This is a genomic window from Leclercia sp. UBA7405 (genome assembly GCF_037152215.1).
Taxonomy (GTDB): Bacteria; Pseudomonadota; Gammaproteobacteria; order Enterobacterales; family Enterobacteriaceae; genus Enterobacter; species Enterobacter pneumoniae.
In genome coordinates this window covers 2,410,350-2,431,348 of the sequence record NZ_JBBCMR010000001.1, presented here as the reverse complement: position 1 = coordinate 2,431,348, position 20,999 = coordinate 2,410,350, and the positions used below count along the sequence as shown (strand labels likewise).

General features: G+C 55.7%; 20 protein-coding genes. 12 read left to right on the top strand and 8 right to left on the bottom strand.

Going from position 1 to position 20,999, the window contains the following annotated elements; all coding sequences use genetic code 11:
* The first annotated feature begins 199 nt into the window (after positions 1–199).
* The 4 genes from WFN75_RS11885 (at position 200) to WFN75_RS11870 (ending at position 4,597) form a co-directional block, all read left to right on the top strand.
* Positions 200–1,633, top strand: coding sequence for a 6-phospho-beta-glucosidase (locus tag WFN75_RS11885; RefSeq protein ID WP_288821721.1), 1,434 nt, complete (start codon positions 200–202; stop codon positions 1,631–1,633).
* A 163-nt stretch (positions 1,634–1,796) separates the two neighbouring features.
* Positions 1,797–2,423 carry a uracil phosphoribosyltransferase gene (upp, locus tag WFN75_RS11880; RefSeq protein ID WP_040074548.1) on the top strand — a complete coding sequence of 209 codons (627 nt, stop codon included), beginning with the start codon at positions 1,797–1,799 and terminating at the stop codon, positions 2,421–2,423.
* 87 nt (positions 2,424–2,510) lie between these two features.
* Positions 2,511–3,800, top strand: coding sequence for a uracil permease (uraA, locus tag WFN75_RS11875; RefSeq protein WP_040074549.1), 1,290 nt, complete (start codon positions 2,511–2,513; stop codon positions 3,798–3,800).
* Positions 3,801–3,895: 95 nt separating this feature from the next.
* On the top strand, positions 3,896–4,597 hold the full coding sequence (locus tag WFN75_RS11870; protein ID WP_212478503.1) for a DnaA inactivator Hda: 702 nt from the start codon (positions 3,896–3,898) through the stop codon (positions 4,595–4,597).
* Between the two features lie 29 nt (positions 4,598–4,626).
* Here the strand turns inward: WFN75_RS11870 and arsC are convergent, their stop codons facing one another.
* Complete coding sequence (arsC, locus tag WFN75_RS11865; RefSeq protein WP_040074551.1) at positions 4,627–4,986, bottom strand: arsenate reductase (glutaredoxin); 360 nt, start codon at positions 4,984–4,986, stop codon at positions 4,627–4,629.
* A gap of 12 nt (positions 4,987–4,998) precedes the next feature.
* Positions 4,999–6,462 carry a beta-barrel assembly-enhancing protease gene (gene bepA, locus WFN75_RS11860; RefSeq protein WP_207292191.1) on the bottom strand — a complete coding sequence of 488 codons (1,464 nt, stop codon included), beginning with the start codon at positions 6,460–6,462 and terminating at the stop codon, positions 4,999–5,001.
* Between the two features lie 220 nt (positions 6,463–6,682).
* Here bepA and WFN75_RS11855 point away from each other — a divergent pair, with 220 nt between their 5' ends.
* Positions 6,683–7,744, top strand: coding sequence for an AI-2E family transporter (locus WFN75_RS11855; protein ID WP_046884627.1), 1,062 nt, complete (start codon positions 6,683–6,685; stop codon positions 7,742–7,744).
* Between the two features lie 51 nt (positions 7,745–7,795).
* Here the strand turns inward: WFN75_RS11855 and bcp are convergent, their stop codons facing one another.
* Together bcp and WFN75_RS11845 are read right to left on the bottom strand one after the other, a co-directional pair.
* Positions 7,796–8,266, bottom strand: a complete 471-nt coding sequence (bcp, locus tag WFN75_RS11850; protein ID WP_040074555.1) for a thioredoxin-dependent thiol peroxidase — start codon at positions 8,264–8,266, stop codon at positions 7,796–7,798.
* A complete protein-coding gene (locus WFN75_RS11845) occupies positions 8,266–8,835 on the bottom strand; it encodes a glycine cleavage system transcriptional repressor (protein WP_040074556.1) in 570 nt (189 codons plus the stop codon). Before WFN75_RS11845 ends, bcp begins: the two co-directional genes overlap by 1 nt.
* 145 nt (positions 8,836–8,980) lie before the next feature.
* Between WFN75_RS11845 and dapA the strand changes: the two genes are divergently transcribed.
* From dapA to ypfH, 6 genes are all read left to right on the top strand, one after another.
* Positions 8,981–9,859: a 4-hydroxy-tetrahydrodipicolinate synthase gene (gene dapA / locus WFN75_RS11840; RefSeq protein ID WP_040074557.1), complete on the top strand. Its 879-nt coding sequence runs from the start codon at positions 8,981–8,983 to the stop codon at positions 9,857–9,859.
* 16 nt (positions 9,860–9,875) lie between these two features.
* Positions 9,876–10,910, top strand: coding sequence for an outer membrane protein assembly factor BamC (gene bamC, locus WFN75_RS11835; RefSeq protein ID WP_040074558.1), 1,035 nt, complete (start codon positions 9,876–9,878; stop codon positions 10,908–10,910).
* A 110-nt stretch (positions 10,911–11,020) separates the two neighbouring features.
* Positions 11,021–11,734, top strand: a complete 714-nt coding sequence (purC, locus tag WFN75_RS11830) for a phosphoribosylaminoimidazolesuccinocarboxamide synthase (RefSeq protein WP_046884628.1) — start codon at positions 11,021–11,023, stop codon at positions 11,732–11,734.
* Positions 11,735–11,858: 124 nt separating this feature from the next.
* Positions 11,859–12,722 (top strand): KPN_02809 family neutral zinc metallopeptidase, encoded by an 864-nt coding sequence (ypfJ, locus tag WFN75_RS11825; protein WP_040074560.1) that lies wholly within the window; start codon positions 11,859–11,861, stop codon positions 12,720–12,722.
* Entirely contained in the window at positions 12,722–14,737 is a 2,016-nt protein-coding gene (locus WFN75_RS11820) for a tRNA(Met) cytidine acetyltransferase TmcA (protein WP_336996190.1), read from the top strand. Before ypfJ ends, WFN75_RS11820 begins: the two co-directional genes overlap by 1 nt.
* A 73-nt stretch (positions 14,738–14,810) precedes the next feature.
* Positions 14,811–15,506 carry an esterase gene (gene ypfH, locus WFN75_RS11815; protein WP_212478479.1) on the top strand — a complete coding sequence of 232 codons (696 nt, stop codon included), beginning with the start codon at positions 14,811–14,813 and terminating at the stop codon, positions 15,504–15,506.
* Between the two features lie 36 nt (positions 15,507–15,542).
* Here ypfH and WFN75_RS11810 read toward each other — a convergent pair whose 3' ends face one another.
* From WFN75_RS11810 to WFN75_RS11800, 3 genes are read right to left on the bottom strand one after another with little or no spacing between them, the layout of a single operon-like run.
* Complete coding sequence (locus WFN75_RS11810) at positions 15,543–15,740, bottom strand: YpfN family protein (RefSeq protein ID WP_040074562.1); 198 nt, start codon at positions 15,738–15,740, stop codon at positions 15,543–15,545.
* A gap of 26 nt (positions 15,741–15,766) precedes the next feature.
* Positions 15,767–16,894, bottom strand: a complete 1,128-nt coding sequence (gene dapE / locus WFN75_RS11805) for a succinyl-diaminopimelate desuccinylase (protein WP_336996189.1) — start codon at positions 16,892–16,894, stop codon at positions 15,767–15,769.
* 3 nt (positions 16,895–16,897) lie between these two features.
* The gene (locus WFN75_RS11800) at positions 16,898–17,254 is read right to left on the bottom strand and encodes an ArsC family reductase (RefSeq protein ID WP_040074564.1); all 357 of its coding nucleotides are present in this window, start codon (positions 17,252–17,254) and stop codon (positions 16,898–16,900) included.
* 388 nt (positions 17,255–17,642) lie between these two features.
* Between WFN75_RS11800 and ypfM the strand changes: the two genes are divergently transcribed.
* Positions 17,643–17,702: a protein YpfM gene (gene ypfM / locus WFN75_RS11795; protein ID WP_001386977.1), complete on the top strand. Its 60-nt coding sequence runs from the start codon at positions 17,643–17,645 to the stop codon at positions 17,700–17,702.
* Positions 17,703–17,809: 107 nt separating this feature from the next.
* Here ypfM and acrD read toward each other — a convergent pair whose 3' ends face one another.
* Positions 17,810–20,923, bottom strand: coding sequence for a multidrug efflux RND transporter permease AcrD (gene acrD / locus WFN75_RS11790; RefSeq protein ID WP_263616894.1), 3,114 nt, complete (start codon positions 20,921–20,923; stop codon positions 17,810–17,812).
* Positions 20,924–20,999 lie beyond the last annotated feature (76 nt).

The window sequence follows — 20,999 nt, the reverse complement described above, 5'->3', positions numbered from 1 at the left end:
CTATTCTGCAACAGAAGTTTGCATGAAGATTTTTGCTCTGCATCAGCCAGCGAGGCGGTACAAAGTTGATACTGTTCACGAAAATGAAACCGGGTACAGTCTTGTTCTTGCAACCGTTACGATGAATGAACATCATTCCACTGAAACCGGTTTCTGTGCTCAATTTTGCCGATAATTAACGCTGAATGAGGGATATCGCATGTCAGGATTTAAAGAGGGTTTTCTGTGGGGCGGCGCGGTTGCGGCGCATCAACTTGAAGGCGGCTGGCAGGAGGGTGGCAAAGGCGTAAGCGTGGCAGATGTTATGACCGCCGGCGCGCATGGCGTTCCGCGTGAGATCACCGACGGCGTGATGCCGGGCAAAAATTACCCTAACCACGAAGCCATCGATTTTTATCATCGCTATAAAGACGATATTCAGCTCTTCGCCGAACTGGGCTTTAAGTGTTTCCGCACCTCTATCGCCTGGACGCGTATTTTCCCGAAAGGGGATGAGCAGACCCCGAATGAGGCCGGTCTGCAGTTTTATGACGATCTGTTTGATGAGTGCCTTAAGCACGGCATCGAACCGGTTATTACCCTCTCACATTTTGAAATGCCGTATCACCTGGTTAGCGAATATGGCGGCTGGCGCAACCGTAAGCTGATTGAGTTCTTCGTACGCTTTGCCCGCGTCGTGTTCGAGCGTTATCAACATAAAGTGAAGTACTGGATGACCTTCAACGAGATCAACAACCAGGCTAACTTCCATGAAGACTTCGCCCCCTTTACTAACTCCGGCCTGAAATATCAGCCGGGAGAAGAGCGCGAGCCCGTGATGTTCCAGGCCGCGCACTATGAGCTGGTGGCCAGCGCGCTGGCGGTGAAAGCAGGGCGGGAGATAAACCCGTCGCTGCAGATTGGCTGCATGATTGCCATGTGCCCGATCTATCCGTTCTCCTGCGCGCCAAACGACATGATGATGGCGATGAATGCGATGCACCGTCGCTACTGGTTTACCGATGTACATGTGCGCGGCGCCTATCCGCAACATCTGCTCAACTACTTCGAGCGCCGCGGCTTCGCGCTGGATATCACCGACGGGGATATCGCTGCGCTGAAGCAGGGCTGTGTGGATTACATCGGCTTCAGCTATTACATGTCGTTTGCCACCAAAGCGACCCCCGACAACCCGCAGCTGGATTACGACGAGAGCAAGAGTCTGGTCTCCAACCCTTACGTGCAAAAATCGGACTGGGGCTGGCAGATTGACCCGGTGGGGCTGCGTTACTCCCTGAACTGGTTCTGGGATCACTATCAGTTACCGCTCTTTATTGTTGAAAACGGCTTCGGGGCTATCGACGTGCAGGAGAGTGACGGCACGGTCAACGATCAGTACCGCATTGATTATCTCTCTGCCCACATCAGCGAAATGAAAAAAGCGGTCATTGAGGATGGCGTGGATCTGATGGGCTATACCCCATGGGGTTGTATCGATCTGGTCTCCGCCGGCACCGGTGAGATGAAAAAACGCTACGGCTTTATCTTTGTAGATAAAGATAACGAAGGCAATGGCACCCTGAATCGCAGTAAGAAAAAGTCGTTTGACTGGTATAAACAGGTAATTGCCAGCAACGGCGCTAATATTGAATAAGCGGGCAAAATGCCGTTAAAAAGCCGGAGCTTGTTCTCCGGCTTTTTTATGCTCAGAACACTTTGCTTGATTTGCGTCAAGCAAGTTGGGTATGGCGCAATCCCGAAAAAGCGGTATAATCCGGCGATTTTTTTTGTGGCTGCCACCCCCGAAGGAGAAAAGTATGAAGATTGTTGAAGTGAAACACCCGCTGGTAAAACACAAGCTGGGCCTGATGCGTGAGCATGACATCAGCACGAAACGTTTTCGCGAACTGGCCTCTGAAGTGGGCAGCTTACTGACATACGAAGCGACCTCCGATCTCGAAACCGAAAAAGTGACCATCGAAGGCTGGAACGGCCCGGTGCAGGTTGAGCAGATCAAAGGTAAAAAAATTACCGTTGTGCCGATCCTGCGCGCAGGTCTGGGCATGATGGAAGGCGTTCTGGAGCACGTACCCAGCGCACGTATTAGCGTAGTGGGTATCTACCGTGACGAAGAGACCCTGGAGCCCGTGCCGTACTTCCAGAAGCTGGTTTCCAACATCGACGAGCGTATGGCGCTGGTCGTTGACCCGATGCTGGCGACCGGCGGTTCGATGATCGCCACTATCGACCTGCTGAAAAAAGCGGGCTGCAGCAGCATTAAAGTGCTGGTTCTGGTGGCGGCACCGGAAGGTATCGCGGCACTGGAAAAAGCGCACCCGGACGTCGAGCTCTATACCGCGTCCGTTGATCAGGGGCTGAACGAGCACGGGTACATTATCCCGGGGCTTGGCGATGCCGGCGACAAGATTTTTGGTACTAAGTAATCGAATAACGATAAAGAAGCCGACTTTGATAGTCGGCTTTTTTTTGAATACAACACCCACAATAATCATTACTCAGAGGACAACACTATGACGCGCCGTGCTATCGGGGTGAGTGAAAGACCGCCGCTTTTACAGACGATCCCGCTTAGTTTGCAGCACCTGTTTGCCATGTTTGGCGCAACCGTGCTGGTGCCCATCCTGTTCCACATTAACCCGGCTACCGTGCTGCTGTTTAACGGTGTCGGCACCTTGCTTTACCTCTTCATCTGTAAAGGTAAAATCCCGGCTTACCTGGGTTCCAGCTTTGCATTTATCTCTCCGGTGCTGCTGTTGCTGCCGCTGGGTTATGAAGTGGCGCTGGGCGGCTTTATCATGTGTGGCGTGCTGTTCTGTCTGGTCTCTTTCATTGTGAAGAAAGCCGGTACCGGCTGGCTGGACGTCATGTTCCCGCCTGCGGCGATGGGGGCGATCGTGGCCGTCATCGGTCTGGAACTGGCAGGCGTGGCGGCCAATATGGCGGGATTACTCCCTGCTGAGGGACAATCGCCGGATTCTAAAACCATTATCATCTCGCTGGTCACGCTGGGTGTAACGGTATTTGGTTCCGTGCTGTTCCGTGGCTTTATGGCCATTATCCCGATTTTGATCGGCGTGCTGGCGGGTTATGCGCTCTCCTTCGCAATGGGCGTTGTGGATACCACCCCTATTGCCCAGGCGCACTGGTTCGCTCTGCCAACCTTCTATACTCCGCGCTTCGAGTGGTTCGCTATCTTCACCATCCTGCCTGCTGCGCTGGTGGTGATTGCGGAGCACGTCGGCCACCTGGTGGTCACGGCGAATATCGTTAAGCGCGATCTTATCCGCGACCCTGGCCTGCATCGCTCAATGTTTGCGAACGGCCTGTCGACCATGATTTCCGGATTCTTCGGCTCCACGCCAAACACCACCTACGGTGAGAATATCGGCGTTATGGCGATCACCCGCGTCTACAGCACCTGGGTAATTGGCGGCGCGGCCATCATCGCCATTCTGCTTTCATGCGTGGGTAAGCTGGCTGCGGCGATTCAGATTATCCCGGTTCCGGTAATGGGCGGCGTGTCGCTGCTGCTGTACGGCGTGATTGGCGCATCCGGTATCCGCGTCCTGATCGAATCCAAAGTCGATTACAGCAAAGCGCAGAACCTGATCCTGACCTCCGTGATTCTGATCATCGGCGTGAGCGGTGCGAAGGTACACATCGGCGCCGCAGAGCTGAAAGGGATGGCGCTGGCCACGATTGTCGGCATCGCCCTGAGCCTGATCTTCAAAGCGATCTCGGTTCTGCGTCCGGAAGAGGTAGTTCTGGATGCGGAAGAGAGCGAAAAATCCGCACATTGATCGATAAACCGGGCGGCCGTTCCGCCCGGTTCTCTCCCTGCATGTTCCGTGCTAAACTCTTTGCCGATTACGAGTAAGACCTGGTTGAGGTATTTCTGAACGCACCGGCACAGCTCTCTTTGCCACTTTATTTACCCGACGACGAAACGTTTGCCAGTTTCTGGCCGGGTGATAACCCCTCTTTACTGGCTGCACTGCAAAACGTGCTGCGCCAGGAGCATAGCGGTTACATCTATATCTGGTCGCGCGAAGGTGCGGGCCGCAGCCATTTATTGCACGCAGCCTGTGCTGAGCTCTCTCAGCGTGGTGACGCCGTGGGTTACGTTCCGCTCGATAAACGCACCTGGTTTGTACCCGAAGTGCTTGATGGTATGGAGCAGCTTTCCCTGGTCTGTATCGACAATATTGAGTGCGTGGCGGGTGATGAACTTTGGGAGATGGCGATCTTTAATCTCTACAACCGCATCCTTGAATCCGGAAACACCCGGCTGTTGATCACCGGCGATCGTCCTCCGCGCCAGTTGAACCTGGGGCTGGCGGATCTGGCGTCGCGACTGGACTGGGGACAGATCTATAAGCTGCAACCGCTGTCAGACGAAGACAAACTGCAGGCTTTGCAACTGCGGGCGCGGCTGAGAGGTTTTGAACTGCCGGAAGATGTGGGGCGCTTCTTGCTGAAGCGGCTGGATCGTGAAATGCGCACGCTGTTTGTCACGCTCGACAAGCTGGATCATGCCTCTATTACCGCCCAGCGAAAGCTGACTATTCCTTTCGTAAAAGATATTCTGGCGCTCTGAACCCGGCCGACTGCCGGGTTGACCTCTTCTTACTTGACGATATCCAGTACCTGTTCCGGCGGGCGTCCGATACGCGCTTTACCGTTCGCGACCACAATCGGCCGCTCAATCAGTTTCGGGTTCTCTACCATCGCCTGGATTAGCGCGGCTTCGCTCAGGTGGCTGTCAGCCAGGTTGAGCGATTTATAGAGCTCCTCTTTCTGGCGCATCAGTTCACGTGCGCTACCCATTCCCAACATTTGCAGCAGCGCCTTGATCGTGTCGGCATCCGGCGGCGTCTCAAGATAAAGCACCACGTCTGGTTCAATACCGTTCGATTGCAGCAAGCTTAACGTTTCGCGGCTCTTGGAGCAGCGAGGGTTATGGTAGATCTTTACCGCGTTAGTCATCTGTTCTCCTTTTTACATCTTTTCATACGGGCGGTAGCGCTGTTGTAACTGTCGCAGCTGATCGATACGGGCATCGTAGCGCGCCTGCTGCAGGCTCCCCAGCTTCGCCTGCGAGCTGGCGCTGCTCAGCAACGAGATAGCCTGATCCAGGCGTCCGGCAAGGGCATAACCCTCGGCGCGCGCGGCCAGCTCCTGATCGCGATGGTTCAGCGCGGCTTCGGCCTGCGCCAGCAGATCCCAGCCGTTGGGGTCGTCTTTATAGCTGAAGGTATAGCGATTGAGGATGGTCACAGCCTCCTGCGGCTGACCACCCTGTAAGTAAGCATTCGCCAGGTTGAGTTGCAGCACCGGATTGTTGCGCAGATCGCGTGCGCCCTTCAGGCGATTAATCGCCTCTGTGGCGCGTTTCTGGCCCAAATCAATGTCGGTGGCGAGGTCGAGATACCAGGCATTGCCCGGTTCAGCCGTCAGCAAAGGCTGCAGATTCTTGCGTGCCTCATCGTAATTACTCGCCTCCATCGCCTGCAGGGCCCGGCCATACTGCGCCGCGCGCTGTTCGCGCACATTCCCTTTAGCCCAGCTGTCGAGCAGATCGCTGGTTAACTGATTACGACCAGAGTTATACATCCCGAGCGTTCTCACCTTCGCCATGTAAAAATCTTCTGAAGACTGCACCACCACCGAACGCATCTGATTGGCACGGTTACGGGCATCAGAAAGGCGGCTCTCAGGCAGGGGGTGAGTCAGCAAGATTTCCGGCGGACGGGAGGAGTAACGCGCCTGGTCGAGCAATTTTTCAAGGAAGGTGGGCATAGCCTGCGGATCAAAGCCAGAGCGTTGCAATACCTGGATACCGATACGGTCGGCTTCCTGTTCGTTTTGCTGGGTAAAGCTGATCATCCCCTGGCGGGTGCCCGCCAGCGTACCCGTCAGGGCGGCCATACCGGCCTGGGGGCTTGCCATTGCCAGCAGGATCGAACCCAGCGCGCCAACCCAGGTCAGCGGGGCGCTACGTTTTTGATCTTCCATGGCCCGAGCCAGGTGACGCTGGGTAACGTGGGAGATTTCGTGCGCCATCACCGACGCCAGCTGGCTTTCGTTATCGGCATAGCGGAACAGCGCCGAGTGCAATACCACGTTACCGCCAAAGAAGGCGAAGGCGTTGATCTCGTCGTTGTTGATCAAAAAGAAGTGGAACGGTGTCTTCACTGAATCTGCATGGGAGACCAGCCGCATGCCCAGTGAGTTAATGTACTGCACCAGCAGGGGATCGTTGATCAACGGCGCGCTGCCACGAAGCTGGCGGACATAAAAATCGCCCATCTGCATCTCCTGGCCAATGGAGAGCGTGCTTCCTGCTGAGGTGCCCATATCCGGCAATGAATCGGCCGAATCGGCAAAGGCTGGCGTCATCTGACCCACGGTCAGAGCAGCGATAAGCGTTGCAACCAGCGTTTTTTTCAACTGCCTGAACATAACCTCGGTCCTGTCTGTTGGGTGTGCTATTTTGACCGGCGAACCCGTATATCGTTCACCAGCGGCTGCTTTGCGAGTGTAGCCGTGTCGGGGCGATAAGAAAATCCCCCGTCTCAGCTTTTGCGTTTTGCGACAAGACGATAAAAAGCGAAAGTCTTTTCAACGACTCTTCGATACAATTCGCCTGTTCTCTCTCGCCACCTCCCCAGGTAAGGACTGTATGCTTGAGTTATTGATGCAGTGGTATCGCCGGCGTTTTAGCGATCCGGAAGCCATTGCTTTGTTGGTTATTCTTGTTGCCGGATTTGGCATTCTCTTCTTCTTTAGCGGACTTTTAGCACCGCTACTGGTCGCCATCGTTCTGGCCTATCTTCTGGAGTGGCCTACCGTTCGCCTGGAACATATCGGCTGCTCTCGCCGCTGGGCAAGCACCATCGTGCTGGTGCTCTTTGTCGGAATCTTACTGCTGATGTCCTTTGTGGTTCTGCCCATTGCCTGGCAGCAGGGCATCTACCTGATACGCGATATGCCCGGTATGCTCAGCAAGCTCTCCGATTTTGCCGCTACGTTGCCGCGCCGATATCCGGCGCTGATGGACGCGGGCATCATTGATGCCATGGCGGAAAATGTGCGTACCCGCATCATGACGATGGGGGATACGGTAGTGAAATTTTCCCTCGCCTCGCTGGTCGGGCTGCTGACGCTGGCGGTTTATCTGGTTCTGGTGCCGCTGATGGTCTTCTTCCTGGTGAAGGATAAAGAGCAGATGCTCAACGCGGTACGCCGCGTACTGCCGCGGAACCGCGGGCTGGCTGGGCAGGTATGGCAAGAGATGAATCAGCAAATCACGAACTACATTCGCGGCAAAGTGCTGGAGATGATTGTAGTGGGTGTGGCGACCTGGATTGGCTTCGTCATCTTTGGGCTCAACTATTCGTTGCTACTGGCAGTGCTGGTCGGCTTCTCGGTGCTGATCCCCTACATCGGGGCATTTGTGGTGACGATTCCGGTGGTCGGGGTCGCGCTATTCCAGTTTGGCCTGGGTACTGAGTTCTGGAGCTGCTTCGCGGTGTACCTGATTATCCAGGGGCTGGATGGCAATCTGCTGGTCCCGGTGCTCTTCTCTGAAGCGGTGAACCTGCATCCGCTGGTGATTATTCTGTCGGTGGTGATTTTTGGCGGGCTATGGGGATTCTGGGGCGTGTTCTTTGCAATTCCACTGGCGACGCTCATCAAGGCCGTGGTGCACGCATGGCCAGATGTTCCTGCGGTAGAAGAGTAGCGAGCCTCAACATGAAAAACGGCAACCTCAGGGTTGCCGTTTTGTTTTGAATCAGGCGTTCTCTTTTAGCCAGTTAAGCACCACGTCATGGTGATTGCTGGTTTTAAAATCGTCAAACACATGTTCGACTTTGCCGTTGGCGTCAATCAGGAAACTGATACGGTGAATGCCGTCATAGGTTTTCCCCATAAAGGATTTCTCACCCCAGACGCCAAAGCTTTCGCAAACTTTGTGGTCTTCGTCGGAAAGCAGCGTAAAGTTCAACAGCTCTTTTTCGGCGAAGCGAGAGAGCTTTTCAGGCTTGTCAGTGCTGATACCCAGCACGTCAACGCCTGCATTTTTCAAACCGTCCATGTTATCGCGTAAACCGCACGCTTGTACGGTACAGCCTGGCGTCATGGCTTTCGGGTAGAAATAGACCAGAACACGCTGTCCCTGGAAGTCGGCCAAATTTACTTGCTCACCGTCTTGATCGGGCAAGCTAAATTTCGGTGCGATGTCACCGGCTTTCAGTGGATTCATTACTCAACTCCATCCTGTTCATGCTGTGAATAGTTGACGACGTTTATACTGCCTTGCGCATTCAATTCTGTACATAGGGCTTTGAACGCTTGCTCGATATTTGACGCATCGTGCGAGGCGGGGCTATGAGCGGTAATCTGAATGAACAGCCGTGGGGCATTCTCATCATTTCCGGGCTGCGTGCGAGAAACCAGCTCTGCGACGTTCATTTGATGGCTGTCGAACAGCGCAGTGAAACGTTCGATTAGATGCGGTGAGTCATTCACCTCGACCTGCACCCAGACGGTTGCGGGCATGGCCGGAATAGGGCGTGCAGTGGTGCGCTTCATGACGATGAGCAGGTCCAGCTCAGCCCCTTTCATCGGCAGCGTCGACTCAATTAAGTTAATGGCGTTCCATGACCCGGAAAGCAGCATAATAAACGTGAACTCTTCGCCCAGCATCGCCAGCCGGCTATCTTCAATGTTACAGCCGCAGCTACTGACGTGACGGGTGATGGTGTTCACAATACCAGGCCTGTCGGCACCCAGCGCAGTGATAACCAGGTAATGTTGTGATGGGGTTGTCAAACCTGTTCTTCCTTTGCGTGGTTAAGTCTTACTAAGGAAAGCATAAAAAAAACCGGCATACAACAACCTGGGGGCCTCAGGTCGCTTGCTTTTATTACAGTTCCAAACGTACCATTGAGGCTCTTGCACGCATTGAGGATGGCCCATGTTCACGGGAAGTATTGTCGCGATTGTTACACCGATGGATGAAAAAGGTAATGTCTGCCGGTCAAGCCTGAAGAAACTGATTGATTATCATGTCGCCAGCGGAACCTCGGCGATTGTATCGGTAGGGACTACCGGTGAATCTGCCACGCTGAGCCACGATGAGCATGGCGATGTCGTATTGATGACCCTTGAACTGGCTGACGGCCGCATCCCGGTCATTGCCGGAACTGGCGCCAATGCTACTGCTGAGGCCATCAGCCTGACGCAGCGTTTTAACGACAGCGGCGTTGTGGGTTGCCTGACGGTAACACCATACTACAACCGTCCTACCCAGGAAGGTCTGTTCCAGCACTTCAAAGCTATCGCCGAACATACTGACTTGCCGCAAATCCTGTATAATGTGCCGTCGCGTACTGGCTGCGATATGCTGCCAGAAACCGTGGGCCGTCTCGCCAAAGTAAAAAATATTATTGCGATTAAAGAGGCGACCGGGAACTTAAGCCGTGTTCACCAGATCAAAGAGCTGGTTTCAGACGACTTCATCCTGCTCAGCGGGGATGATGCCACTGCGCTGGACTTTATGCAGCTCGGTGGTCATGGGGTCATTTCCGTGACCTCAAACATCGCGGCCCGTGATATGGCTGAAATGTGCAAACTGGCTGCCGCAGGGCATTTCCAGGAAGCACGGTTGATCAACCAGCGTCTGATGCCGCTGCACAATAAATTATTTGTCGAACCCAATCCGATCCCAGTGAAATGGGCATGTAAGGAGTTGGGACTTGTAGCAACTGACACGCTGCGTCTGCCGATGACCCCCATCACCGACCATGGTCGTGAAGTGGTTACCGGCGCGTTGAAGCATGCTGGTTTGCTGTAAAGTTTAGGGAGATTTGATGGCTTACTCAGTACAGAAATCGCGCCTGGCGAAGGTTGCGGGTGTTTCGCTTGTTATGCTGCTTGCGGCCTGTAGCTCAGATTCACGCTATAAACGCCAGGTGAGCGGTGACGAATCCTACCTGGATGCTACGCCGCTTGCTGAACTTCATGCTCCTGCGGGCATGATCCTGCCGGTTGAGAATGGCGATTACACCATTCCTGTCACCAATGGCAGTGGCGCGGTGGGTAAAGCGCTGGATATCCGTCCGCCGGCACAGCCGCTGGCGCTGGTGAGCGGAGCGCGCACGCAGTTTACCGGTGATACCGCCACCCTGCAGGTTGAAAGCGCGCGTAACGCTAACCTGTGGCCACAGGTGGTTAGCGTGCTGCAGGCGAAGAACTACACCATCGATAAACGTGATGATGCCAGCCAGACGCTGACAACGGACTGGATCGAATGGAACCGTCTGGATGAAGATCAGCAGTACCGTGGTCGTTATCAAGTCTCTGTTAAGGCTCAGGGTTATCAACAGGCCGTGGTGGTCAAACTGTTGAACCTGGAGCAGGCGGGTAAACCGGTTGCTGATGCTGCTTCTCTGCAGCGCTACAGCGCCGAGATGCTGAACGTGATCTCTGCGGGCCTTGATAAAAACGCTACCGACGCGGCGAACGCGGCGCAGAGCCGTAACGGCGCCACCTTCGATGTACAGAGCGCTGCAGACGATACTGGCCTGCCGATGCTCGTGGTACGTGGTCCGTTCAACCAGGTCTGGCAACGTCTGCCGTCGACGCTGGAGCGCGTAGGGATGAAGGTCAACGACAGCACCCGCTCTACCGGCAGCATGGCGGTGACCTACAAGCCGCTTTCCGATAGCAGTTGGGAAGAGCTTGGCGCGCGTGACCCAGGCCTCGCAGCCGGCGACTATAAGTTGCAGGTAGGGGATCTGGATAACCGCAGTAGTTTGCAATTTATCGACCCGAAAGGGCATACGCTGACCCAGTCGCAAAACGATGCGCTGGTTGCTGCCTTCCAGGCCGCATTCAGCAAATAAAAAAAAGGGGCTGGTTTATCCAGCCCTTTTTATTTTAGTGCTACGCAAACGTGTGCGTGGCATAATACGCCGGGTTTTGTACACAAATCATCACACCAGGAGTAGAGAAGATGCAGAAGCAAGCTGAGTTGTATCGTGGCAAAGCGAAAACCGTATACAGCACGGAAAATCCCGATCTGTTGGTGCTCGAGTTCCGCAATGATACGTCAGCAGGAGATGGCGCGCGCATTGAGCAGTTCGATCGTAAAGGGATGGTGAACAACAAGTTTAACTATTTCATTATGAGCAAACTGGCGGAAGCGGGTATTCCGACGCAGATGGAAGCGTTGCTGTCCGATACGGAATGTCTGGTGAAAAAACTGGATATGGTTCCGGTTGAGTGCGTAGTCCGTAACCGTGCCGCTGGCTCCCTGGTGAAACGTCTGGGCGTTGAAGAGGGTATTGAACTGAACCCGCCACTGTTCGACCTGTTCCTGAAAAACGATGCGATGCACGACCCTATGGTGAACGAGTCTTACTGCGAAACCTTTGGCTGGGTGAGCAAAGAGAATCTGGCGCGCATGCAGGAGCTGACCTTCAAAGCCAACGACGTGTTGAAAAAACTCTTCGATGACGCCGGCCTGATTCTGGTCGACTTCAAACTGGAATTCGGACTTTATAAAGGCGAAGTGGTACTGGGCGATGAATTTTCTCCAGACGGTAGCCGTCTGTGGGATAAAGAGACCCTGGATAAAATGGACAAAGACCGCTTCCGCCAGAGCCTGGGTGGCGTGGTTGAAGCCTATGAAGCCGTTGCCCATCGTCTGGGTGTGAACCTCGATTAATCCCCGCTTTTCCGTCAGAGGTAGATACCTGCCTCTGACGTTTCATCCGTGTTGCCTGTGGTAATCTTTCCCTTAAACGCCTACGATCAGACATATTATCAATGCGATATTATTGAGGTGGGATATGCGCTGGCAAGGGCGTCGTGAAAGTGACAATGTAGAAGACAGGCGCAGCGGTGGCGGCGGTCCGATGATGGGCGGCCCGGGCTTTCGCTTACCTCGCGGTAAAGGGGGGCTGGTTCTGCTGGTGGTGGTGCTGGTAGCAGGGTACTACGGCGTCGACCTGACCGGTTTACTCACCGGCCAACCGATGGAACAGCAGCAATCGCAGCGTTCCATTAGCCCTAATGAGGACGAAGCGGCAAAATTCACTTCGGTGATCCTGGCCACGACCGAAGACACCTGGAGCCAGCTGTTCGACAAAATGGGTCGAACCTATCAGCAGCCGAAACTGGTGATGTATCGCGGCGCCACGCGCACCGGATGCGGCACCGGCCAGTCGGTAATGGGGCCGTTCTACTGTCCGGCCGATTCAACCGTCTATATCGATCTCTCTTTTTATGATGACATGAAATCAAAACTGGGCGCCGATGGCGATTTCGCTCAGGGCTATGTTATTGCCCATGAAGTCGGGCACCACGTGCAGAAGCTGCTGGGTATCGAGCCAAAGGTGCGTCAGCTGCAACAAAATGCCAGCCAGACTGAAGTAAACGCGCTGTCGGTGCGCATGGAGCTACAGGCCGACTGCTACGCCGGCGTGTGGGGACACAATATGCAGCAGCAAGGCGTGCTGGAAGCGGGCGACCTGGAAGAGGCGCTCAACGCCGCCGAAGCCATTGGTGATGATCGCCTGCAGCAGCAAAGCCAGGGGCACGTCGTCCCCGACAGCTTCACTCACGGCAGCTCGCAGCAGCGCTACACCTGGTTCAAACGCGGTTTCGATAGCGGTGACCCGGCGCAGTGCAATACCTTTGGCCGCGCAATGTAATGTCTGAGGGCGTTGAGGCATTATCCCGGTTTCAACTGCAGTTGACGCGTGCCGGGCATCGGCGTCTGCTGGTGGTCAGCGGTGACGATGAATGGGCGCAGCAGCAGGCGCTCACCCTTTGCGATACGCTTGCCGGCGACTGGCTTTGGGTGGGCAATAACGCGCCGGTTCCGAACGCCTGCGCCCCGCAGGCATTAAGTAACCTGCTGGGGCGAGAGCATCTTCACGCCGTGTTTGATGCACGTTACGGCTTTGACGTGGCCGCACTGGCGGCGCTCTGCGGCACACTGCGCGCCGGCAGTCTGCTAGTCCTGCTGACGCCCCCTTTACCCCAGTGGCCATCCAAACCTGATCAGGACGCCGTGCGCTGGAGCGACAGCGCGGAGCCAATTGCTACACCGCGTTTCGTGCAGCACTTTTGTCGCCACCTCGCTGCCGATCCGCAGGTGCTCCTGTGGCAGCAGGGCGACCCGTTGATCCTTCCGGACCTACCGCCAGCGATCCCCTGGCAACCCGCCAGCGGTGAACCCCAGCGCGAGCAGGCGCAAATCCTCGAGCGTTTACTGACCCAGCCTCCAGGCATCACCGCCGTTACTGCCCCCCGCGGGCGAGGCAAATCGGCGCTGGCGGGCATGCTACTGCAACGTATTACCGGCAACGCAATCGTGACGGCACCGTCCAGAGGCGCCACGGACGTTATTGCCCACTTCGCCGATAAGCACTTTCACTTTATGGCGCCGGACGCGCTGCTGGCCTCAGGGCGAGTGGCTGACTGGCTCATTGTTGACGAGGCTGCTGCCATCCCCGGCCCGCTACTGGAACAGCTGGTGAGTCGTTTTCCGCGGGTACTGTTAACCACAACCGTACAGGGGTACGAAGGCACGGGCCGGGGATTTTTACTGAAATTCTGCGCTCGCTTTGCCGGGCTGCGCTATTTCCCGCTTTCCGAGCCGATGCGCTGGGCCATCGGCTGTCCGCTGGAGCGCTTTATCGATGAGGTGCTGCTGTTTGACGATCGCCCTGACAGTGAGCCAGCGCAGGGCGAGGTCCGTTTTTTACCCCTTGAGCCGGAAGCCTGGCTCTCTGCCCCCGCCCGGCCAACCGCGGTCTATAAACTCCTGTGTGCCGCCCATTATCGTACCTCTCCGCTCGACTTACGGCGGATGATGGATGCTCCGGGCCAACATTTTACCGTCGCCTACACGGGGGATCGCGTAACGGGGGCAGTGTGGCTGGTCGATGAAGGCGGTTTAGCGCCTGGGCTCAGCCGGGCGGTCTGGGCCGGGTACCGGCGGCCGCGCGGTAATCTGGTGGCGCAGTCTCTGGCAGCACATGGCGGTTCGCCGCTTGCCGCGACCCTCAGCGGCAGACGAATAACCCGGGTGGCCGTCCATCCCGGCCACCAGCGGCAGGGGCTCGGTCAGGCGCTGATTGCCAGCGCGGCGGCCAGCGCAACGGTCGATTACCTCTCGGTCAGCTTTGGCTATACCGAGGAGCTCTGGCGCTTCTGGCAGCGCTGCGGTTTTGTGCTGGTACGAATAGGCAGCCACCGGGAGGCGAGCAGCGGCTGTTACAGCGCCATGGCGATACGTCCCCTCAGCGATGCAGGGCGAGCGCTTTGCGCGCATGAGCATCAACGCCTGCGCCGGGATGCCCGCATCATTGAGCGCTGGAACGGTGAAAAGATCCCGGTAGAGACGCTTGAGTCGACTACCCTTACGGATGATGACTGGCTGGAGCTGGCGGGATTCGCCTGGGGTCATCGCCCGTTTTCCGCCTCTGTGAGCAGCCTCACCCGGCTGTTAAATGCCACCTCAGCACCGCTGGAGGCGTTAAGGGGCAAAATCGAGCTGCAGCTGGAGGAGGGCGAAATGAGCCGCAGGCTGGGGCTAAACGGGCGTAAAGCGCTGTTAGCGCGGTTGCGTGCCGAAACCGGCCAGACACTGGCGCAGCAGGATCTGCCGCGTAGCCAGCAGCTCAAAAACGACATATTGCAATGGCAATTTTTTCAATGACTTCTTCAATGAACTGGCATGGTTAATATGCCCATCAGGCGTAAAATCGGGTTCATCAAATAAGGAGAGTGCCATGAAACATGATCATTTTGTTGTTCAAAGCCCGGTGCAACCGGCAAAACAATTATTGCTGCTGTTTCATGGCGTAGGCGATAGCGCGGCTAACATGGCGCAGATCGGATCCTGGTTTGCGCCGCATTTCCCGGATGCGCTTATTGTCAGCATCGGTGGCGCAGAGCCGTGCGGCCCGAACGGCCGCCAGTGGTTCGCCGTGCAGGGAGTGACCGAAGAGAGCCGTCAGGGGCGGGTGGACGCCATCATGCCGCGATTTATCGAAACGGTGCACTACTGGCAGCAGCAGAGTGGGGTAGGCGCCAATGCCACCGCGCTGATTGGTTTCTCGCAGGGCTCAATTATGTCGCTGGAAAGTATAAAAGCAGAGCCGGGCCTGGCATCACGGGTAATTGCCTTTAATGGCCGCTACGCCACCCTGCCGCAACGTGCCGATACCGCCACGACCATCCATCTGATTCACGGTGGTGAAGACCGGGTCATTGAGTTATCGCACGCCGTCGACGCCCAGGAGGCATTGCTGCGGGCGGGAGGAGATGTGACGCTGGATATCGTTGAAGATCTGGGTCACGCCATTGACGATCGCAGTATGCAGTTCGCACTGGACCATCTGCGTTTTACCGTACCGAAGCACTATTTTGACGAAGCGCTGAGCGGCGGTAAGCCTAACGACGATGACATCGTAGAGTTCTTGTAATAAAAAGCCCTCTCCCGGTGGGGAGAGGGCTGATTTTCACTTCTTCTGGTCTTTGTTCGGCCAGTCGTCGTCATCATCCCACTTATCGTTAAAATCACGATGCGGCGGGAGGTCGGGTTTGTTGGCGAGGAATTTCTTGTGGTCCACGCGATTCAGATCTTTGATGACATTGATCAGCACGCCCACCAGGAAAACCAACACCAGAATCCACCAGTATTTTGCCAGCCAGTCCATTCGCTTTTCCTTTTACAGAACACTCATCAGGCGATGAGCTGCTCCATGATACGTTGATACATACGAGCCAGTAGCTGTAAATCAGCCGCATTCACGCATTCATTGATTTTATGAATGGTGGCGTTCACTGGCCCAAGTTCTACCACTTGCGCACCCATACGGGCGATAAAGCGCCCATCGGATGTGCCGCCCGTGGTAAGTAGCTGCGGTTTAATTTCATTATAGTGCGCGATAGCGTTAACGACCGCATCGACCAGCTTGCCGCGTCCGGTCAGGAAAGGTTGGCCTGAGAGCCACCAATCCACGCTGTAGCGCAGCGCATATTTATCCAACAGCGCGGCCACGCGGGCTTTGATCATCTCGTCGGTCAGCTCAGTGCTGAAGCGGAAGTTAAACTGAACGAACAGATCGCCCGGGATCACGTTGTTACTGCCGGTTCCGGCCTGGATGTTGGCAATCTGCATGCTGGTGGGCGGGAAGTACTCATTGCCTTTGTCCCACTCGATACCCACCAGCTCGTTGAGCATAGGGGCTGCGCGGTGTACCGGATTATCGGCCAGGTGTGGGTAGGCAACATGGCCCTGCACGCCGTGGATGGTCAGGTTGCAGGTGAGTGAGCCCCGACGGCCATTTTTCACCACATCCCCCACCACTTCGGTGCTGGAGGGCTCACCCACCAGGCAGTAGTCCAGGCGTTCATTACGCGCCATCAGGGTTTCGACTACCTTCACGGTGCCGTTTTTAGCGCTGGCCTCTTCATCAGAGGTGATCAGAAATGCCAGACGGCCTTTATGGTTCGGATGCTGAGCGACAAAGCGTTCAGCCGCCACAACCATGGCCGCCAGCGAGCCTTTCATGTCTGCCGCGCCGCGACCAAACAGCATACCGTCGCGGATGGTGGGTTCGAAAGGCGGGTTGATCCAGAGGTCGGCTTTGCCCGCAGGCACCACGTCGGTGTGTCCGGCAAAGGCCAGGGTTTCGCCCTCGCCACGCCACGCCCAGAAGTTTTGCGTATCGCCAAAATCCATCGCTTCAACGGTGAAGCCGATAGCGCGCAGGCGTTCTATCATTAGCGCCTGACAACCAGCGTCGTCCGGGCTGAGGGAGGGGCGGCGAATAAGCTGCTGAGTCAGCTCAATGACCGGGCATGACATAAACTACACCTCGTCAAAATAGCGTTGGTAACTGGAATCACTAAAGCCCAGCAGCATAGGCTGACCTGGCGTCCAGAGCAATGGGCGTTTAATGATTGCAGGCATTTCGATCATCAGTGCCGCCGCGCTGTCGGCGTTATTAATGCTGGCGCGCAGGCTCTCATCCAGCTTACGCCAGGTCGTCCCTCGGGTGTTCAGCAACGCTTCCCAACCCAGTTCAGCGATAAATTTTTGCAGCAAATCTGCATCCAGTCCGTCCACGCGATAGTCGTGAAAACGATAGTCAATATTGTTATCTTCAAGCCAGCGGCGTGCTTTTTTGATGGTATCGCAATTTTTGATGCCATAGAGCTGGGTCATGGTGAATCCTTTTGTATTAATTACGCTCAAACGCACAGTATTTTCGAATATGTTAGTGATGCACAAATATAACACATTCAGTTTATGACTTTATTTAAACACGCTACGTACCGCTGCTTAAGGGAAATTGTGAATATTCTTTCACTCCCGCTGCATAGCCCTCCAGAATCAAATAAATGCCTGGCAAAACGGCCTGGATTTATTTCATCGACTTAAATCAGGGTTGTTTCAAAATATTGCAGTACGTCACATAAAGTTTATCGTTCTCCCTCCATATTACTTACAAGCCCTGTGATAGCAGGGTAGGGCAATCGCAGTGATTGATTAAAGATTCTTCACATTGTCGATATATTCTCGTAAAATGCCCATAATAATAAGAGAGGTTGTTATGATTGAACGTGAACTGGGGAACTGGAAAGATTTTATCGAAGTCATGCTTCGTAAATGAAATTCAGGAAGAACAGCAAAAAGCACTTGGTTGTAAAATAATGATAGTGTGCACAAAAGCACACAAAAAAGGCGGCTAGTGAGGCCGCCTTTTTTATTTCTAACGCCTTATTCCGGGCGCGCTTTTAGCGGGAAGCGACGGCGCACCAGCACAAAGAAGAGCGGTACAAAGTAGATGGCAAGTATCGTGGCCGCGATCATCCCGCCCATTACGCCGGTCCCTACCGCATGCTGACTTGCCGAACCGGCACCGGAACTGGTCGCCATCGGCAGTACGCCAAAAACAAACGCCAGTGAGGTCATCAGAATTGGACGCAATCGCTGACGGCACGCATCCAGCGTAGCGGCTACCAGATCCTGGCCCTTCTCATTCATCTCGTTAGCAAATTCGACGATCAATATGGCGTTCTTCGCCGATAGCCCAATAACCGTCAGCAACCCGACCTGGAAGTAGACGTCGTTCTCCAGCCCGCGCATCCAGGTGGCCAGCAGGGCGCCAATTACCCCCAGCGGCACCACCAGCATGACCGAGAAGGGAACTGACCAGCTCTCATAGAGCGCGGCCAGACAAAGGAAGACTACCAGCAGCGACAGCGCATAGAGCGCAGGCGCCTGCGCGCCGGAGAGGCGTTCTTGATACGACATGGCCGTCCACTCCAGCCCGAAGCCTGCCGGAAGCTGACTGACCAGCCCTTCCATCACATCCATTGCCGTACCGGTACTGACGCCTGGCGCGGCTTCCCCGACAATTTCCACCGCCGCATAGCCGTTGTAGCGCTCCATGCGGGGCGAGCCGGTTTGCCAGCGTGACGTAGCGAAGGCGGAGAAGGGCACCATGCTGCCCTCTTTATTGCGTACGTACCAGAGGTTGATATCCTCCGGCAGCATGCGGTATTTGGCGGCCGCCTGCACGTAGACCTTCTTCACGCGGCCACGATCCATAAAATCATTCACGTAGCTGGAGCCCCACGCGGTCTGCAGCGTGTCGTTGATATCATCAATAGAGACGCCCAGCGCCTGCGCTTTACGCTGATCAATATCGATCTGTAACTGGGGGCTGTCATCAAGGCCGTTGTGGCGTACGCGGGTCAGATTGGGCTCTTCCCCGGCCAGCTCCAGCAGGCGATCGCGCGCCGCCATCAGGGCGTCATGTCCCGCACCGGCGTGATCCTGCAACTCCATATCAAAACCGGCGGAGCTGCCCAGGCCGCTGATGGCCGGCGGGCTGCTGGCAAAGACGCGCGCTTCTTTAATCCGACTGAACGCTTTGGTGGCACGCTCGATAATGGCAAACGAGGTGCCAGTTTTTGCATCACGTTGCTCCCAATCTTTCAGGCGTACAAACATACGTGCCACGTTCTGCCCGTTGCCGCCAGGGCCAGAGCCGACGGTGGCAAACACCGACACGACGTTCTCTTTCTCTTTGGTGAAGAAATACTGTTCGACCTGCTGCACCACTTTCAGCGTTTGCTGCTGCGTCGCACCGCTGGGAAGCTGCACCGAGGTAATAAACATGCCGCGGTCTTCCAGAGGTAAAAATGAGGTGGGCAGGCGCAGGAACAGGAACACCATTCCGCCCAGCAGCAGCACGTACACCACAATCCAGCGCAGACTGTGCTGCAAAACTCGCCCCACGCCCGCTTCATAGCGTGCCGCGTTGCGATTGAACATGCGGTTGAACCACCCGAACAAGCCTTTTTGCCCGTGATGCTCGCCTTTGTGTAGCGGCTTAAGCAGGGTAGCGCAGAGGGCAGGGGTCAGGATCATCGCCACCAGCACGGACAGTACCATTGCCGAGACAATGGTAATGGAGAACTGGCGATAGATAGCCCCCGTAGTGCCGCCAAAGAAGGCCATTGGCACAAAGACGGCCGACAGCACCAGGGCGATACCCACCAGCGCCCCCTGGATCTGCCCCATCGATTTTCGGGTGGCCTCCCGTGGGGAGAGCCCCTCCTCGCTCATGATGCGTTCGACGTTTTCCACCACCACAATGGCGTCATCGACCAGTAGCCCTATTGCCAGCACCATAGCGAACATCGTCAGGGTGTTAATGCTGTAGCCAAAGGCATAAAGCACGGAGAAGGTCCCCATCAGTACCACAGGTACGGCGATGGTTGGAATGAGGGTGGCGCGGAAGTTTTGGAGGAACAGATACATCACGAGGAACACCAGCGCGATGGCTTCCAGCAGCGTTTTGACTACGTCCTCGATAGAGGCTTTCACGAAGGAGGTGGTTTCGTACGCGACCTTGTATTCGAGCCCGTGGGGAAAGAAATGCGACAGTTCATCGAGGCGGTCGATGACCAGTTTGGCGGTGGCCATTTCGTTGGCCCCCGACGCCAGTTTCACCCCCAGCCCGGAGGCTGCATTGCCGTTGAACCGGCTAAGATAGTCATATTTCTCGGCACCCATCTCAATCGTCGCCACGTCTCCGAGGCGCACCTCGGAGCCGTCCTGATTCACGCGCAGCGTGATGTCCCGGAACTGCTGCGGTGTCTGCAGTAATGATTGCGAATTGATGGTGGCGTTCAGCGCCTGCTTGTCGATGGAGGGCGTCCCGCCCAACTGGCCTACGGCAATCTGGGCGTTTTGCGACTCGATAGCGTCGGTCACATCTTTCGCCGTCATCTGAACGCTGTTCAGTTTCGCCGGGTCAAGCCAGATGCGCATGGAGTATGGTGAGCCGTAGGCGTCGATATCCCCCACGCCGTTAATACGGCTCAGCGGATCCTGAATATTACTGGCGACGTAGTCGGCGATGTCCTGCTTATCCATTGAGTTATCGGTAGAGACGAAGGCGATGGTCAGGATATTGGTGTCCCCGGTTTTACGCACCGTCACCCCCTGATTCTGCACCGCCTGGGGCAGTTTACGCAGGGCTGACTGCAGCTGGTTTTGCACCTGTTGCACCGCTTCGTCGGGATCGCTGCCGGCGGAAAAGCTCAGCGTGACCGTTGCCATACCGGTAGCGCTGCTCTGGGAAGACATATACATCAGGTTATCGAGGCCGGTCATATTCTGCTCGATAACCTGGGTGACCGTATTTTCCAGCGTCTGTGCCGACGCCCCCGGATAGTTGGCAGTGATACGCACATTCGGCGGTGCCAGGTCGGGATATTGCTCAACAGGAAGTGAAAAAATGGCCAGGGTGCCGGTCAGGCATAATAAGATTGCCAGTACCCAGGCAAAAATGGGGCGATCGATGAAAAAATTCGCCATTGAACCAGGACCTCATTTAGCGTCGAATTGTTATTGTACATTGCCCGCATCACTCTAGCGGCAAGGCGGATGTCAA

What these genes read in the sequence shown, in the direction of transcription:
- WFN75_RS11885 (WP_288821721.1), top strand. Translation starts at nt 200, where the DNA reads ATGTCAGGATTTAAAGAGGGTTTTCTGTGGGGCGGCGCGGTTGCGGCG.
- upp (WP_040074548.1), top strand. Translation starts at nt 1,797, where the DNA reads ATGAAGATTGTTGAAGTGAAACACCCGCTGGTAAAACACAAGCTGGGC.
- uraA (WP_040074549.1), top strand. Translation starts at nt 2,511, where the DNA reads ATGACGCGCCGTGCTATCGGGGTGAGTGAAAGACCGCCGCTTTTACAG.
- arsC (WP_040074551.1), bottom strand. Translation starts at nt 4,986, where the DNA reads ATGACTAACGCGGTAAAGATCTACCATAACCCTCGCTGCTCCAAGAGC.
- bepA (WP_207292191.1), bottom strand. Translation starts at nt 6,462, where the DNA reads ATGTTCAGGCAGTTGAAAAAAACGCTGGTTGCAACGCTTATCGCTGCT.
- WFN75_RS11855 (WP_046884627.1), top strand. Translation starts at nt 6,683, where the DNA reads ATGCTTGAGTTATTGATGCAGTGGTATCGCCGGCGTTTTAGCGATCCG.
- bcp (WP_040074555.1), bottom strand. Translation starts at nt 8,266, where the DNA reads ATGAATCCACTGAAAGCCGGTGACATCGCACCGAAATTTAGCTTGCCC.
- dapA (WP_040074557.1), top strand. Translation starts at nt 8,981, where the DNA reads ATGTTCACGGGAAGTATTGTCGCGATTGTTACACCGATGGATGAAAAA.
- bamC (WP_040074558.1), top strand. Translation starts at nt 9,876, where the DNA reads ATGGCTTACTCAGTACAGAAATCGCGCCTGGCGAAGGTTGCGGGTGTT.
- purC (WP_046884628.1), top strand. Translation starts at nt 11,021, where the DNA reads ATGCAGAAGCAAGCTGAGTTGTATCGTGGCAAAGCGAAAACCGTATAC.
- ypfJ (WP_040074560.1), top strand. Translation starts at nt 11,859, where the DNA reads ATGCGCTGGCAAGGGCGTCGTGAAAGTGACAATGTAGAAGACAGGCGC.
- WFN75_RS11820 (WP_336996190.1), top strand. Translation starts at nt 12,722, where the DNA reads ATGTCTGAGGGCGTTGAGGCATTATCCCGGTTTCAACTGCAGTTGACG.
- ypfH (WP_212478479.1), top strand. Translation starts at nt 14,811, where the DNA reads ATGAAACATGATCATTTTGTTGTTCAAAGCCCGGTGCAACCGGCAAAA.
- WFN75_RS11810 (WP_040074562.1), bottom strand. Translation starts at nt 15,740, where the DNA reads ATGGACTGGCTGGCAAAATACTGGTGGATTCTGGTGTTGGTTTTCCTG.
- dapE (WP_336996189.1), bottom strand. Translation starts at nt 16,894, where the DNA reads ATGTCATGCCCGGTCATTGAGCTGACTCAGCAGCTTATTCGCCGCCCC.
- WFN75_RS11800 (WP_040074564.1), bottom strand. Translation starts at nt 17,254, where the DNA reads ATGACCCAGCTCTATGGCATCAAAAATTGCGATACCATCAAAAAAGCA.
- acrD (WP_263616894.1), bottom strand. Translation starts at nt 20,923, where the DNA reads ATGGCGAATTTTTTCATCGATCGCCCCATTTTTGCCTGGGTACTGGCA.